The organism is Pseudomonas sp. UC 17F4, from assembly GCF_900101695.1.
GTDB lineage: Bacteria > Pseudomonadota > Gammaproteobacteria > Pseudomonadales > Pseudomonadaceae > Aquipseudomonas.
This window is the reverse complement of the sequence record NZ_FNKV01000001.1, coordinates 1,760,682-1,774,858: the sequence shown is the minus strand read 5'-3', so window position 1 is coordinate 1,774,858 and position 14,177 is coordinate 1,760,682. Positions and strand designations below refer to the sequence as shown.

The 14,177-nt window shown below is 62.9% G+C and carries 11 protein-coding genes; 1 reads left to right on the top strand and 10 read right to left on the bottom strand.

Annotated elements, in window-relative coordinates; all coding sequences use genetic code 11:
- Nucleotides 1-116: 116 nt before the first annotated feature.
- Nucleotides 117-2,849 (bottom strand): preprotein translocase subunit SecA, encoded by a 2,733-nt coding sequence (gene secA, locus BLR26_RS08270; RefSeq protein ID WP_045197346.1) that lies wholly within the window; start codon nt 2,847-2,849, stop codon nt 117-119.
- 283 nt (nt 2,850-3,132) lie between these two features.
- On the opposite strand from secA, the gene BLR26_RS08265 reads away from it, so the two are divergent.
- Nucleotides 3,133-3,600 (top strand): DUF721 domain-containing protein, encoded by a 468-nt coding sequence (locus BLR26_RS08265; RefSeq protein WP_093379832.1) that lies wholly within the window; start codon nt 3,133-3,135, stop codon nt 3,598-3,600.
- A 127-nt stretch (nt 3,601-3,727) separates the two neighbouring features.
- On the opposite strand, the gene lpxC is transcribed toward BLR26_RS08265, so the two are convergent.
- From lpxC to murD, 9 genes are all read right to left on the bottom strand, one after another.
- Nucleotides 3,728-4,639 (bottom strand): UDP-3-O-acyl-N-acetylglucosamine deacetylase, encoded by a 912-nt coding sequence (gene lpxC / locus BLR26_RS08260; RefSeq protein ID WP_028943297.1) that lies wholly within the window; start codon nt 4,637-4,639, stop codon nt 3,728-3,730.
- 112 nt (nt 4,640-4,751) lie between these two features.
- A complete protein-coding gene (ftsZ, locus tag BLR26_RS08255) occupies nt 4,752-5,939 on the bottom strand; it encodes a cell division protein FtsZ (protein WP_045197340.1) in 1,188 nt (395 codons plus the stop codon).
- A 56-nt stretch (nt 5,940-5,995) separates the two neighbouring features.
- Nucleotides 5,996-7,255 carry a cell division protein FtsA gene (gene ftsA / locus BLR26_RS08250; RefSeq protein WP_010220793.1) on the bottom strand — a complete coding sequence of 420 codons (1,260 nt, stop codon included), beginning with the start codon at nt 7,253-7,255 and terminating at the stop codon, nt 5,996-5,998.
- A gap of 15 nt (nt 7,256-7,270) precedes the next feature.
- Complete coding sequence (locus BLR26_RS08245) at nt 7,271-8,140, bottom strand: cell division protein FtsQ/DivIB (protein WP_038998876.1); 870 nt, start codon at nt 8,138-8,140, stop codon at nt 7,271-7,273.
- 4 nt (nt 8,141-8,144) lie between these two features.
- A complete protein-coding gene (locus BLR26_RS08240; RefSeq protein ID WP_093379827.1) occupies nt 8,145-9,104 on the bottom strand; it encodes a D-alanine--D-alanine ligase in 960 nt (319 codons plus the stop codon).
- Complete coding sequence (gene murC, locus BLR26_RS08235) at nt 9,101-10,555, bottom strand: UDP-N-acetylmuramate--L-alanine ligase (protein WP_045197336.1); 1,455 nt, start codon at nt 10,553-10,555, stop codon at nt 9,101-9,103. The genes BLR26_RS08240 and murC overlap by 4 nt, the downstream gene beginning before the upstream one ends.
- Nucleotides 10,548-11,627, bottom strand: a complete 1,080-nt coding sequence (gene murG / locus BLR26_RS08230; protein ID WP_093379822.1) for an undecaprenyldiphospho-muramoylpentapeptide beta-N-acetylglucosaminyltransferase — start codon at nt 11,625-11,627, stop codon at nt 10,548-10,550. Before murG ends, murC begins: the two co-directional genes overlap by 8 nt.
- A complete protein-coding gene (gene ftsW / locus BLR26_RS08225) occupies nt 11,617-12,831 on the bottom strand; it encodes a putative lipid II flippase FtsW (protein WP_045197333.1) in 1,215 nt (404 codons plus the stop codon). Before ftsW ends, murG begins: the two co-directional genes overlap by 11 nt.
- On the bottom strand, nt 12,828-14,174 hold the full coding sequence (gene murD, locus BLR26_RS08220; protein ID WP_045197331.1) for a UDP-N-acetylmuramoyl-L-alanine--D-glutamate ligase: 1,347 nt from the start codon (nt 14,172-14,174) through the stop codon (nt 12,828-12,830). Before murD ends, ftsW begins: the two co-directional genes overlap by 4 nt.
- Nucleotides 14,175-14,177: the final 3 nt, after the last annotated feature.

The following is a 14,177-nucleotide window of genomic DNA, read 5'->3' as shown; positions in this document are numbered from 1 at the left end:
CTAGAAAAAAGGCACCGGGACGAGATTACCGGCGCTTGAGATGGAACAACGCCGCGACGGTCAGGACCAGTCGCGGCGCGGTGTTCAGATGTCAGCGAGGTACTACGGCGTGATGATCAGTCGATCTTGCCGTGGCACTGCTTGAACTTCTTGCCCGAACCGCACCAGCATGGCTCGTTGCGGCCTAGCTTCTGCTCGTTGCGCACAGGCGCGGCGGCCACGGCAACGTCAGCACCGTCTTCCTGCGGTTCAGCTTCAAGGCCCGGGGCCTCGGCGTGCTGGAACTGCATGCGCGCAGCCAGCTCTTCGGCTTCGCGGCGCAGACGGGCCTCTTCCTCGACCGGATCTTCGCGGCGCACCTGAACGTGCGAGAGCACGCGGATGGTGTCGCGCTTGATCGAATCGAGCAGCTCCTGGAACAGGTTGAACGACTCGCGCTTGTACTCCTGCTTCGGGTTCTTCTGCGCATAGCCGCGCAGGTGGATACCGTGGCGCAGATGGTCCATGGTCGACAGGTGGTCTTTCCACAGGTCGTCGAGCACACGCAGCAGGATCTGCTTCTCGAAGGTACGCAGGGCTTCGGCGCTGGCCTGCTCTTCCTTCTCGTTGTAGGCCGCCAGCAGCTCGGTCATGAGCTTGGCACGCAGGGTTTCTTCGTACAGGTGGTCGTCTTCGTCGAGCCATTGCTGAATCGGCAGCTTGACCCCGAAATCGCTGGCCAGGGCCGCTTCCAGGCCGGCCACGTCCCACTGCTCGGGCAGCGATTGCGGCGGAATGTGCTGGGCGACGGTGACGTCGAGCACTTCCTGGCGGAAGTCGGCGATGGTGTCGCCAATGTTGTCGGCTGCCAGCAGGCTGTTACGCATGTGGTAGATGACTTTACGCTGTTCGTTGGCGACGTCGTCGAACTCGAGCAACTGCTTGCGAATGTCGAAGTTGCGGCCTTCGACCTTGCGCTGGGCTTTTTCGATGGCGTTGGTGACCATGCGGTGTTCGATGGCTTCACCGGACTGCATGCCCAGGGCCTTCATGAAGTTCTTCACCCGGTCAGAGGCGAAGATACGCATCAGGCTGTCTTCCAGCGACAGGTAGAAACGGCTCGAACCCGGGTCGCCCTGACGACCGGAACGGCCACGCAGCTGGTTGTCGATACGGCGCGATTCGTGACGCTCGGAAGCAATCACGTGCAGGCCACCGGACTCGATCACCTGCTGGTGACGCTTCTGCCAGTCGGCCTTGATCTGCGCGACCTGCTCGGCGGTCGGGCTGTCCATGGCGGCGACTTCGACTTCCCAGTTACCGCCCAGGAGGATGTCGGTACCGCGACCGGCCATGTTGGTGGCGATGGTCAGCGCACCCGGGCGACCGGCCTGGGCAATGATCTCGGCTTCTTTTTCGTGGTACTTGGCGTTCAGGACCTTGTGATCGATGCCTTCCTTCTGCAGCAGGTTGGACATGTGCTCGGAGGTTTCGATGGTCGCGGTGCCCACCAGGACCGGACGGCCCTGGGTCATGCTTTCCTTGATGTCGGCGATGATAGCCTGGTACTTCTCGTCGGCGGTCAGGTACACCAGGTCGTTGAAGTCCTTACGGGCCAACGGCTTGTTCGGCGGGATCACCATCACGTTGAGGCCGTAGATCGACTGGAACTCGAACGCTTCGGTGTCGGCGGTACCGGTCATGCCCGACAGTTTGTTGTACAGGCGGAAGTAGTTCTGGAAGGTGGTCGAGGCCAGGGTCTGGCTCTCGGCCTGAATGTTCAGGTTCTCTTTCGCTTCGATCGCCTGGTGCAGGCCTTCGGACAGACGACGGCCCGGCATGGTACGCCCGGTGTGTTCGTCGATCAGCAGGATCTGGCCGTCCTGGACGATGTACTCGATGTTGCGATGGAACAGCTTGTGCGCGCGCAGGCCGGCGTAGACGTGGGTCAGCAGGCCCAGGTTGTGCGCCGAGTAGAGGCTCTCGCCCTCGGCCAGCAGGCCGACCTGGGTGAGCATCTCTTCGATGAACTGGTGGCCGGCTTCGTTGAGTTCAACCTGACGGCTCTTCTCGTCGATGCTGTAGTGGCCTTCCTGGGTAACCTGGCCCTCGACTTCCTCGATGTGCTGCTTGAGGCGCGGGATCAGCTTGTTGATCTCGATGTACAGCTTGGAGCTGTCTTCGGCCTGGCCGGAGATGATCAGCGGGGTACGGGCTTCATCGATGAGGATGGAGTCGACTTCGTCGATCACGGCGAAATTCAGCTCGCGCTGGAATTTCTCTTCCATGCTGAAGGCCATGTTGTCGCGCAGGTAGTCGAAACCGAATTCGTTGTTGGTGCCGTAGGTGATGTCGGCGGCATAGGCAATGCGCTTCTCTTCCGGCGGCTGGAACGGTGTGACGACACCGACGGTCAGGCCGAGGAATTCGTACAGCGGACGCATCCAGTTGGCGTCGCGGCGGGCCAGGTAGTCGTTCACCGTGACCACGTGCACGCCTTTGCCCGACAAGGCATTGAGGTACACGCCCAGGGTTGCGACCAAGGTCTTGCCTTCACCGGTACGCATTTCTGCGATCATGCCTTCGTGCAAGGTCATGCCGCCGATCAGCTGCACATCGAAGTGACGCATGCCCATGACCCGCTTGCCCGCTTCACGGGCGACCGCGAAGGCTTCAGGCAACAGCTGGTCGAGGGTCTCGCCTTTGGCCAGGCGCTCTTTGAACGCTGCGGTCTTGGCGCGCAGCTGCTCGTCCGAGAGGGCCACCATCTGCTCTTCGAAGGCATTGACGATCTGTACCGTCTTGAGCATGCGTTTGACTTCACGCTCGTTCTTGCTTCCAAAAAGTTTTTTTAACAAAGGCGCAAACATATCGGCAGGATCTTCCACACGTGGGGATGGAGGGCGGCCCCGTAAGTCGCCCGTGCAGCCCTAATGGCCGCATGCGAACGAGCATTCTACCCGGAAACGATGGTGAGGAAAGTGGCGGATTTCCACGATGCTGGCACAGCGCTTTGACGGGGCATGGTTAAAATAAGGCCTTTTTCGCCAACTTCAAGCCATTGCAACATGAAGTTTTACCCTCGCAGCGCAAACAGGGCCTGCCTGTGGCGATCTGCTAAGATGGCAGCTCTGTAACTTCAGGTGTCCCTTCATGGCTTTTCGCCCCTCGCCAGCCCGCGCTCCCGCTGTCCTTCTGCGCGAAGCCCGGCCGCTCAAAGCCCTGTTCAGCCAGGCCCAGCGCCTGGCGCAACTGCAGAAGCTGCTCGACAGCCAGCTGCAGCCGGCGGCCCGCGAACATTGCCACCTCGCTTCCTGGCGCGAGGGCACGCTGTTGTTGATCGTCACCGACGGCCACTGGGCCACCCGCCTGCGTTACCAGCAAAAACGCCTGCAACGCCAGTTGCAGACCCTGGAAGCCTTTGCCAGCCTGACGCGGATTGTGTTCAAGGTACAGCCACCGACCACCCAGAGCCGCGCGGCCGGGCACACCGCCGACCTGTCGAGCCGGGCGGCCGAAAGTATTCAGGCGACGGCTGAAGGCATCAGCGATCCGAAGCTGCGGGCGGCGCTGGAGCGGTTGGCCAGCCATGCGCGGGATAAGGATGCGGCGGACTCTTGAGGGTATGACTCGACTTGCCCCCGATGCGCCTGCTATCGCGGGGCATGCCCGCTCCTACAGGGGCTTCAGGCATAAAAAAGGCCACCCGAAGGTGGCCGAAAAAAACTAAAGAAGAGAGTGTTCGTACTTACACTGCCGCAACCGGACGCATGTAAGAGATCGGTGCCGTGCTGGCATCTTCGAAAGTCACCACTTCCCAGGCGTCTGTTTCCTCGATCAGCTTGCGCAGCAGCTGGTTGTTCAGCGCGTGTCCGGACTTGTAGCCCTTGAACTCGCCGATCAGGCTGTTGCCCAGCAGGTAGAGGTCGCCGATGGCGTCGAGGATCTTGTGCTTGACGAATTCGTCTTCGTAGCGAAGACCGTCTTCGTTGAGCACGCCGTCCTTGTCGACCACGATGGCGTTTTCCACACTGCCACCGAGTGCGAGGTTGTGCTTGCGCAGGTACTCGATGTCACTCATGAACCCGAAGGTACGGGCGCGGCTGACTTCCTTCACAAACGAGGTGCTGGAAAAGTCCACGCTGGCGCTTTGGGTCCGGTTGCGGAACACCGGGTGATCGAAATCGATCTCGAAACTCACCTTGAACCCGTCGAATGGCAGGAAAGTAGCGCGCTTGTCGCCGTCTTCCACTGTCACCTCGCGCAGGATGCGGATGAACTTCTTGGCTGCGTCCTGTTCTTCCAGGCCGGCAGATTGAATCAGGAATACAAAGGGCCCAGCGCTACCGTCCATGATCGGCACTTCGGACGCGGAGAGCTCGACGTAGGCGTTATCGATGCCCAGGCCAGCCATGGCCGAGAGCAAGTGCTCAACCGTGTCTACCTTGGTATCGCCGTTGACCAGTGTCGTCGACATGGTGGTCTCGCCGACGTTGGCCGCGCGGGCGGGAATTTCCACCACGGGGTCGAGGTCGGCACGGCGAAATACGATGCCGGTATCCACAGGTGCAGGTTTGAGGGTCAGGTAAACCTTTTCCCCGGAGTGCAGGCCGACACCTGTGGCACGGATAATATTCTTCAGGGTGCGTTGTTTAATCATGGCATTGGCCGCTTCAGCGCAAATTGCGAACTGGTATCAACAAAGGCTGAGGATAATACCAGACCCGGCCTTTGCTGAACACCAATCACCCTTATACCCCTGATAAATTTCATTAATCGGCCTGACGACGCAGGAATGCCGGGATGTCCAGGTAGTCCAGATCGTCTTGCGGATTAAGTTTTGCAGCAGCCGCAGCACCGGCGTGGGCCTGGTTGCGCATCACGGTCGGACGCTCCAGGTCACGGTAGTTAACCGACGACTCGTTGCGTACAGGGGCCGGAGCCGGGGTCTGCGCCGCAGCGGTCTGCATGGTGTTGTCGATAACCTTGACCGGCTTCTCGATTTTCGCACCCAGGCCAGTGGCAACCACGGTAACGTGCAGCTCGTCGCGCATGTCCGGATCGATAACGGTACCGACCTTGACCATGGCGTGATCGGATGCGAAGGCCTCGATGATGCTACCGACGTCCGAGTACTCACCCAGCGACAGGTCAGGACCTGCGGTGATGTTCACCAGGATGCCGCGAGCGCCCTGCAGGTTGACGTCTTCGAGCAGCGGGTTGCGGATGGCTGCCTCGGTCGCTTCACGTGCACGGTTAGGACCGCTGGCACAGCCGGTACCCATCATGGCCATGCCCATCTCGCTCATCACGGTACGCACGTCGGCGAAGTCGACGTTGATCATGCCCGGGCGCTTGATGATGTCGGAGATACCGCGAACGGCACCGGCCAGTACGTCGTCAGCCTTGGCAAACGCCGACAGCAGGCTGGCGTCCTTGCCGAGGATGGTCAGCAGCTTCTCGTTGGGGATGGTGATCAGCGAGTCGACGCTGTCAGCCAGTGCACGGATGCCCTCGTCGGCAATCTGCATGCGCTTGCGGCCTTCGAACGGGAACGGCCGGGTCACCACGGCAACGGTGAGGATGCCCAGTTCCTTGGCCACTTCGGCGATGATTGGCGCCGCACCGGTACCGGTACCGCCGCCCATGCCGGTGGTGATGAACACCATGTTGGTGCCTTGCAGCACTTCAGCGATGCGCTCACGGTCTTCCAGCGCGGCCTGGCGGCCGACTTCCGGATTGGCCCCGGCACCCAGGCCCTTGGTCACGCCGGTACCCAGTTGCAGGATGGTGCGCGCGCCGATGTTTTTCAGCGCTTGAGCATCGGTGTTGGCGCAGATGAATTCGACGCCTTCGATGTTGCTCTTGACCATGTGATTGACGGCGTTGCCACCGCCGCCACCGACGCCGATCACTTTGATGACCGGACTTTGCGGGACGTTGTCTACGAGCTCGAACATTTTCCCTCTCCTTACAGTTCTCTAGTTTTTGCGCCTACTACTACTGCTTTGAAACTTTAAAAGTTGCCCTGGACCCAGCGTTTGAAGCGTTCGAACGCTGGAGCCTTCGGTTCATCGCCATAGCCGTTGTTGCTGCTGCTGATACCGGTCAGGGTCAAGCCGTCGGACTGCTTCTGCAGGCCGTAGGTCAAAAGGCCCACACCGGTGGAATAAATCGGGTTGCGCACCACATCGCTAAGGCCGCGAACACTGTGCGGCACGCCCAGGCGTACCGGCATGTGGAAGATTTCCTCGGCAAGTTCTACCGCGCCTTCCATTTTCGAGGTACCGCCGGTCAGGACGATGCCCGCCGGTACCAGGTCTTCGTAGCCGCTGCGACGCAGTTCGGCCTGGATCAGGGTAAAGAGCTCGTCGTAACGCGGCTCGACCACTTCGGCCAGGGCCTGGCGCGACAGTTCGCGCGGCGGACGGTCGCCGACGCTCGGCACCTTGATGGTTTCACCGGCGCCGGCCAGCTTGGCCAGGGCGCAGGCGTAACGGATCTTGATCTCTTCGGCGTATTGGGTCGGGGTACGCAGGGCCATGGCGATGTCGTTGGTCACCTGGTCGCCGGCAATCGGGATCACCGCGGTGTGACGGATTGCGCCTTCAGTGAAGATGGCGATGTCGGTGGTGCCGCCACCGATGTCGACCAGGCACACGCCGAGCTCTTTCTCGTCATCGGTCAGCACCGAGTAGGCCGAGGCCAGTTGCTCGAGGATGATGTCGTCGATTTCCAGGCCGCAGCGACGCACGCACTTTTCGATGTTCTGCGCGGCATTGACGGCGCAGGTGACCACGTGGACCTTGGCTTCCAGACGCACGCCGGACATGCCCAGTGGCTCGCGCACGCCTTCCTGGTTGTCGATCACGTAGTCCTGCGGCAGGGTGTGCAGGACCCGCTGGTCGGCCGGAATGGCCACGGCCTGGGCGGCGTCGAGCACGCGCTCAAGGTCGGCGGCGCTGACTTCACGGTCGCGGATGGCGACGATGCCGTGGGAGTTCAGGCTGCGGATGTGATTGCCGGCAACACCGACGAACGCCGAGTGGATCCGGCAGCCAGCCATCAGCTGGGCCTCTTCGACCGCACGCTGGATCGACTGCACGGTGGACTCGATATTGACCACCACGCCCTTCTTCAGCCCGCGCGATGGGTGGGTGCCGATACCGACGATTTCCAGGGTGCCGTCGGCGGCGACTTCGCCCACCAGTGCCACGACCTTGGAGGTGCCGATATCCAGCCCGACGATCATTTTGCCGCTATGCGCATTTGCCATGGGTCCTGCCTCTCTCTAATTCTTCGCAACGGCGGGTTGGGCCGTCGTCGGTGCATTCGGTTCCCGCCAGCCAACAGCCAGGCCATTGGCATAACGCAGATCGATGCGGGCGATGTTCGTGATCTGTTCTTTGAGTGTCTTGTCGTAAATGGCAATGAAGCGGCGCATCTTTTCCACCAGATGATCGCGTCCCAGCAGCAGTTCGATACCTGGCCCGGCGCTACCGGCACCGGTGGTCAGGAACCAGCTGCCGCGCTCGCGCAACTCCAGCCGGGCAATCGAAAAGCCCATCGGCCGCAACATCTGGCTCAGGACCTGATATTGCTGCATTACTTTTTGCTGCGCCCGCTGCGGCCCGAACAGCTGCGGCAGGTGCTCGTAGTTGGCCAGTTCACGCGGGGTAAAGGCCTGGCCCTGGTTATTGAGCAAGGCTTCGTCACCCCAGCGCGCGACCGGCAACTGTTCTTCCAGGCGGATCACCACTTCATCCGGCCACACCCGGCGCACTTCGGCGTGGGCGATCCAGGGCATCTGCTCCAGTTCCGCGCGCATGCTCGCCAGGTCGACGGTGAAGAAGCTCGCCGCTACGTAGGGGGCGATCCGCTGCTGCACCGCCTGCTGGCTGATGTAGCTGAGGTCGCCCTGTACGGCGATCTTGGTAATCGGCCGATCGGCGTACGGCATCAGGCGCTGGGCACCTTCGTAGGCGCCAAAACCTGCGACGACCAGCAGCACCGGCCACAGCAGGCGCTTGAACACGCTGAAGTTGGCCTTGGGCAGGCGCGCCGACAGTGGCTCCTTGGCCACCATCCGGCTGGCACCACGCGGCACCGGCTTGTTACGGCCGGGGGCGGGTTGCTGATGACGTAACATCGCGCCTTGCATGGGCTTAACCTCGCGCCGGGGCGCTTGCCGCCAGGATCGCCAGCACCAACTGCTGGAAGTCCAGGCCGGCCGCGCGTGCCGCCATCGGGACCAGGCTGTGATCAGTCATGCCTGGTGCGGTGTTGACCTCGAGCAGCCAGAAACGCCCCTGCTCGTCCTGCATCACGTCCAGGCGGCCCCAGCCGGCGATGCCGATGGCGTCGCAGGCACGGGCAGTCAGGTCGATCAGCTCTTGTTCCTTGGCCGCGTCCAGGCCGCACGGGATGCGGTACTGGGTATCGTTGGCAATGTACTTGGCGTCGTAGTCATAGAAGGTGTGCGGCGTGCCCAGGGCAATCGGCGGCAACACCTGGCCACGCAGGGTCGCGACGGTGAACTCCGGACCATGAATCCATTGTTCGACCAACACTTGCGAATCGTAGGTAGCGGCGTCCTTCCAGGCGGCGATCAATTCGTCGACACCCTGCACTTTCGCCATACCGATACTGGAACCTTCATGGGCCGGTTTGACGATCAAAGGGAAGCCCAGTTCCGCACCTGCAGAAATACAGTCGGCTTCGCTGCTCAGCACCGCGTGGCGCGGGGTCGGAATCCCCAGGCTGTGCCAGACCTGCTTGGTCCGCAGCTTGTCCATGGCCAGTGCCGACGCGAGGATGCCGCTGCCGGTATAAGGGATGCCCAGGCACTCCAGCAGGCCCTGCATGCTGCCGTCTTCACCGCCACGGCCGTGGAGGATGATGAAGGCGCGGTCGATCTTCTCGCTCAGCAGGCGCTGCAGCAGATCGTCACCGACATCGATGGCGACCACGTCGACACCGGCGCTGGTCAGCGCCTGGATGACTGCGGCGCCGGATTTCAGCGAAACCTCGCGCTCGGCGCTCTTGCCGCCGTACAGCACGGCAACGCGGCCGAAGGCTTTCGGGTCGATGGTCGAGTGCAAAGTGGCGTATGCGTTATCAGTCATTTCGACTTCCCCTGACTGGCAACAGCACCAGCGAACAACGGACTCTTGAGTAATTGCGGGGCCAGGCCACCGATGTCACCGGCGCCCTGGCACAGCAGGATGTCGCCAGCGCGCAGCAGCGGCTTGACCAGCGGCGCCAGCTCGATGCCGCGCTCGATGTAGATCGGGTCGAGCTGGCCGCGCTGGCGGATGCTGTGGCACAGCTGACGGCTGTCGGCACCGGGGATCGGCTCTTCGCCGGCCGGATAGACTTCCATCAGCAACAGTACGTTGGCGTCGGCCAGGACCTGGACGAAATCGTCGTAGAGGTCGCGGGTGCGGCTGTAACGGTGCGGCTGGTAAACCATCACCAGGCGCCGCTCAGGCCAGCCACCGCGCACGGCCTTGATCACCGCCGCGACTTCGGTCGGGTGGTGGCCGTAGTCGTCGACCAGCATCACGCTGCCGCCCTCTACCGGCAGTTCGCCGTAGACCTGGAAGCGCCGCCCTACCCCCTGGAACCCCGAAAGGCCCTGGACAATGGCTTCATCGCTGATGCCCTCGTCGGTGGCAATGGCGATGGTCGCCAGGGCGTTGAGCACGTTGTGATTGCCCGGCATGTTGACCGACACGTCCAGCGGCTCGCGATCGCGGCGCAGCACGGTGAAGTGGGTCTGCATGCCCGACTGGCGGACATTGATCGCGCGCACGTCGGCTTCTTCGCTGAAGCCATAGGTGACCGCCGGCCGCTTGACCTGCGGGAGGATCTCGCGCACCACCGGATCGTCCAGGCACATCACCGCCAGCCCGTAGAACGGCAGGTTGTGGAGGAACTCGACGAAGGTTTTCTTCAGTTTGTTGAAGTCGCCTTCGTAGGTCGCCATATGGTCGGCGTCGATGTTGGTGACCACCGCCACCAGCGGCTGCAGGTGCAGGAAGCTGGCGTCGCTTTCATCGGCTTCGGCGATCAGGTAGCGGCTGGTGCCGAGCTGGGCATTGGTGCCGGCTGCATTGAGGCGGCCACCGATGACGAAGGTCGGGTCCAGGCCACCGGCGGCGAACACCGAGGCCAGCAGGCTGGTGGTGGTGGTCTTGCCATGGGTACCGGCAACGGCGATGCCGTGGCGGTAGCGCATCAGCTCGGCGAGCATCTCGGCCCGCGGCACCACCGGAATGCGCCGCTCAAGGGCGGTGGCGACTTCCGGGTTGGCGGTGTTGATGGCGCTCGAGACCACCAGCACATCGGCGCTGGCGGCGTTCTCGGCACGGTGACCGATGAAGATCTGCGCACCGAAGGATTCCAGACGCTCGGTGACCGGCGAGGTCTTGAGGTCGGAGCCCGACACCTGGTAACCCAGGTTCAGCAGCACTTCGGCAATACCGCACATGCCCACGCCGCCGATACCGACGAAGTGGATGCGACGGATACGGCGCATTTCCGGTTGTGGCATGGCTTTTTGATTCTCAACCATGGGCCACCTCCAGACAGATATCGACCACGGTGCGGGTGGCAGCGGGCTTGGCCAGGCGCCGGGCAGTGGCGGCCATGGTGGTGAGTTTTTCCGGTTGCATCAGCACCTCGTTCAGGCGTTCAGCGAGTTGCGCTGCGCCAGTTGTCGCTTGTGGCATCAGGAAGGCAGCGCCTTCACGGGCCAGATAATGGGCGTTGTGGGTCTGGTGGTCGTCGATGGCATGGGGCAAGGGCACCAGCATCGAGGGCAAGCCGGCCGCAGCCAGCTCGCTGACAGTCAGCGCACCCGCGCGGCAGACCACCAGATCAGCCCAGCCATAGGCATGGGCCATGTCCTTGATGAACGGCTCTACCTGAGCCTCGACACCCGCCTGGCGATAACGCTCGGCGGTAATCTGGTCGTGCTGCTTGCCAGCCTGGTGGAACACCTCGGGACGAATCTCCTGAGGCACCTGGGCCAGGGCCTGGGGCAGCAGCTTGTTCAGCGGTTCGGCACCCAGGCTTCCGCCGAGTACCAGCAAGCGAGGCCTGCGCGCGCCCAGGGGCTCGCGCAGGGTTTCCATGAACAGTTCGCTGCGCACCGGGTTACCGGTGGTGCGCAGTTTGTCCGACGCCGCGAAGGTGTCGGGGAAAGCTTCGCAGACTCGGCCAGCCAAGGGCACCAGCAGCCGATTGGCGGTACCGGCGCGGGCGTTCTGCTCGTGAATCACCACCGGCACGCCGCAGAGCTTGGCGGCTACGCCACCGGGGCCGGTCACGTAGCCACCGAAGCCGACCACGCACACCGGCTTGAGCTGACGAATGATCCGCCGCGCCTGCAGCACCGCCTTGACCAGGGTGAACGGCGCCTTGAGCAACGACAGCTTGCTCTTGCCGCGCAGGCCGGTGACCTGGATCAGGTGCAATTGCAGGCCTGCCTGGGGCACCAGTTCATTCTCGATACCGCGAGGGGTGCCCAGCCAGTGCACGCTGAAGCCGCGCGCCTGGAACTCACGGGCGCAGGCCAGCGCCGGGAACACGTGGCCCCCGGTGCCGCCGGCCATGATCAATACGTTCTTGCCGTTAGCGGCCATGATTCGGCTCCTCGGCAAAATCGCTTTCATCGAATTCGTGTTCTTCACTGCCCAGGTGCGTGCGGCTCTCCCACTCGATCCGTAGCAGCAAACCGACGCAGGCGCAGCAGATCACCAGCGAGCTACCGCCGTAACTGAGGAACGGCAGGGTCAGGCCCTTGGTCGGCAGCAGGCCGACGTTCACGCCGATGTTGATCAGGAACTGACCAATCCACAGAAAGGCCAGGCCGAAAGCCATGTAGGCGGCAAAGAACTGCTTGGCTTTTTCAGCCCACAGGCCGATGTACAGCGCGCGCACAGTGACAAACACAAACAGCGCCACGGTGACCAGCGAGCCGACCACGCCCAGTTCTTCGGCAAGCACCGAGAAGACGAAGTCGGTGTGCGCTTCGGGCAGGTAGAACTGCTTCTGCACGCTGTTGCCCAGGCCGACACCCAGCCACTCGCCGCGACCGAAGGCGATCAGCGCCTGGGTCAGCTGGTAGCCGGAGCCGAACTGATCCGACCAGGGGTCGGTAAAGGTAATCAAACGTGCCATCCGGTAGGGCTGGGCCTGGACCAGGATGAACACCGCCGCCACCGCCAGCACCACCATCAAGCTGAAACGGAACAGACCGACGCCACCAAGGAACAGCATCGCTGCCGCCGCGCCCATCATGACCACCGTGGCACCGAAGTCCGGCTCCATCAGCAGCAGGCCGGCCATTGGCAACAGCACGATGAACGGCTTGAAGAAGCCCATCCAGCTTTCGCGCACTTCCTGCTGGCGACGCACCAGGTAACCGGCCAGGTAAATGACCACGAAGACCTTGGCGATTTCCGAGGGCTGGACGTTGAAGAAGCTGAAGCCGATCCAGCGCATCGAGCCGTTCACTTCGCGGCCGATGCCCGGCACCAGTACCAGCACCAGCAGGCCGAAGGCGCCGACCAGCATGGTGAAGCCCATCTTCTGCCAGGTGGCGATCGGCACCATCATGGTGACGATGCAGGCAAAGACGCCGATGGCCACGTACACCAGGTGGCGAAACATGTGATACAGCGGGTTGCCCGACTGCGCCGCGGCGACTTCCGAGGACGCCGAGGTGATCATCACCAGGCCGAGGCCGAGCAGCGCCAGGCAACCGGCGAGCATGGCGAAATCGAGGTCGATGCCGCGACCGCTGATCAGCGGCGATGGATAAGGCTTGATGATGCCGAAGATCATGCCAGCCCTCCTGCGGCCTGGGCGAACAGGCGCCCACGCTCTTCGAAGTTTTTGAACATGTCCAGGCTCGCGCAGGCCGGCGACAACAGCACGGCATCGCCAGGCTGGGCCAGTTCGGCGCATTGCTGCACGGCTTCATCGAGGGTGTTCACCCGGATCTGCGGCACGTCGTCGCCCAGGGCTTGCGCCAGGCGCTCGGCATCGCGGCCAAGCAGCACAACGGCGCGGCAGTTGGCTGCAACCGGTGCGCGCAGGGCGCTGAAGTCGGCACCTTTGCCATCGCCGCCGGCGACCAGCACCAGCTTGCCGTCGATATCGGCGCCCAGGCCTTCGATCGCCGCCAGGGCGGCACCGACGTTGGTCGCCTTGGAGTCGTCATACCAGTTCACGCCGTTACGCTCGCGGATCCACTGGCAACGGTGGGCAAGGCCTGCGAAGGTGCGCAGGCTGGAGAGCATGGCGTCCATCGGCAAACCGACCGCATGGCCCAGGGCCAGGGCCGCCAGGGCGTTGGACTGGTTGTGGGCGCCGCGAATCTTCAGCTCGCGCACCGGCATCAGATTCTGGAATTCGAACGCCAGGTACTTCTCGCCGCTCTCTTCGCGCAGACCGAAGGCTTTGAAGTCGGGGGCGTTCAGACCAAAGGTCCATACCGGTTGGCCTTCAGACAACAGAGGCCGGCTCAGGGCATCCTGGCGGTTGACCACCACCTGGCGCGCACCACGGAAGATCCGGTGCTTGGCCAGATGATAGGCCGGCAGGCCGCTGTAGCGGTCCATGTGGTCTTCGCTGACGTTGAGCACGGTGGCCACTTCGGCGTTGAGCTGGTCGGTGGTCTCCAACTGAAAGCTCGACAGCTCCATCACGTACAGCTCGACGTCGTCGCTGAGCAAATCCAGCGCCGGGGTACCGAGGTTGCCGCCGACCGCCACACGTTTGCCTGCCGCGGCGGCCATTTCGCCAACCAGGGTGGTGACGGTGCTTTTGGCGTTGGAGCCGCTGATGGCAATGATCGGCGCCTTGGCGTTGCGGGCGAACAGTTCGATATCGCCCGACAGCTTCACGCCACGGGCAGCGGCCTGTTGCAGGGCCGGGGTGGCCAGGGCCAGGCCGGGGCTGACATACAGCTCGTCGGCGCGGCAGAGAAACTCGACGTCCAGCTCGCCACAGCGCACTTCCACCTGCGGGAAATCACGGCGCAGGGTGTCCAGTTCCGGCGGGTTGTCACGGGTGTCGGCAACCGCAAAGGCAATGCCCCGGTTCGCCAGGAAGCGAACCAGGGACATGCCGCTCTTGCCGAGGCCGACAACGATGCGGAAGTGGTCAGAAGCGATCAAGGACACGCG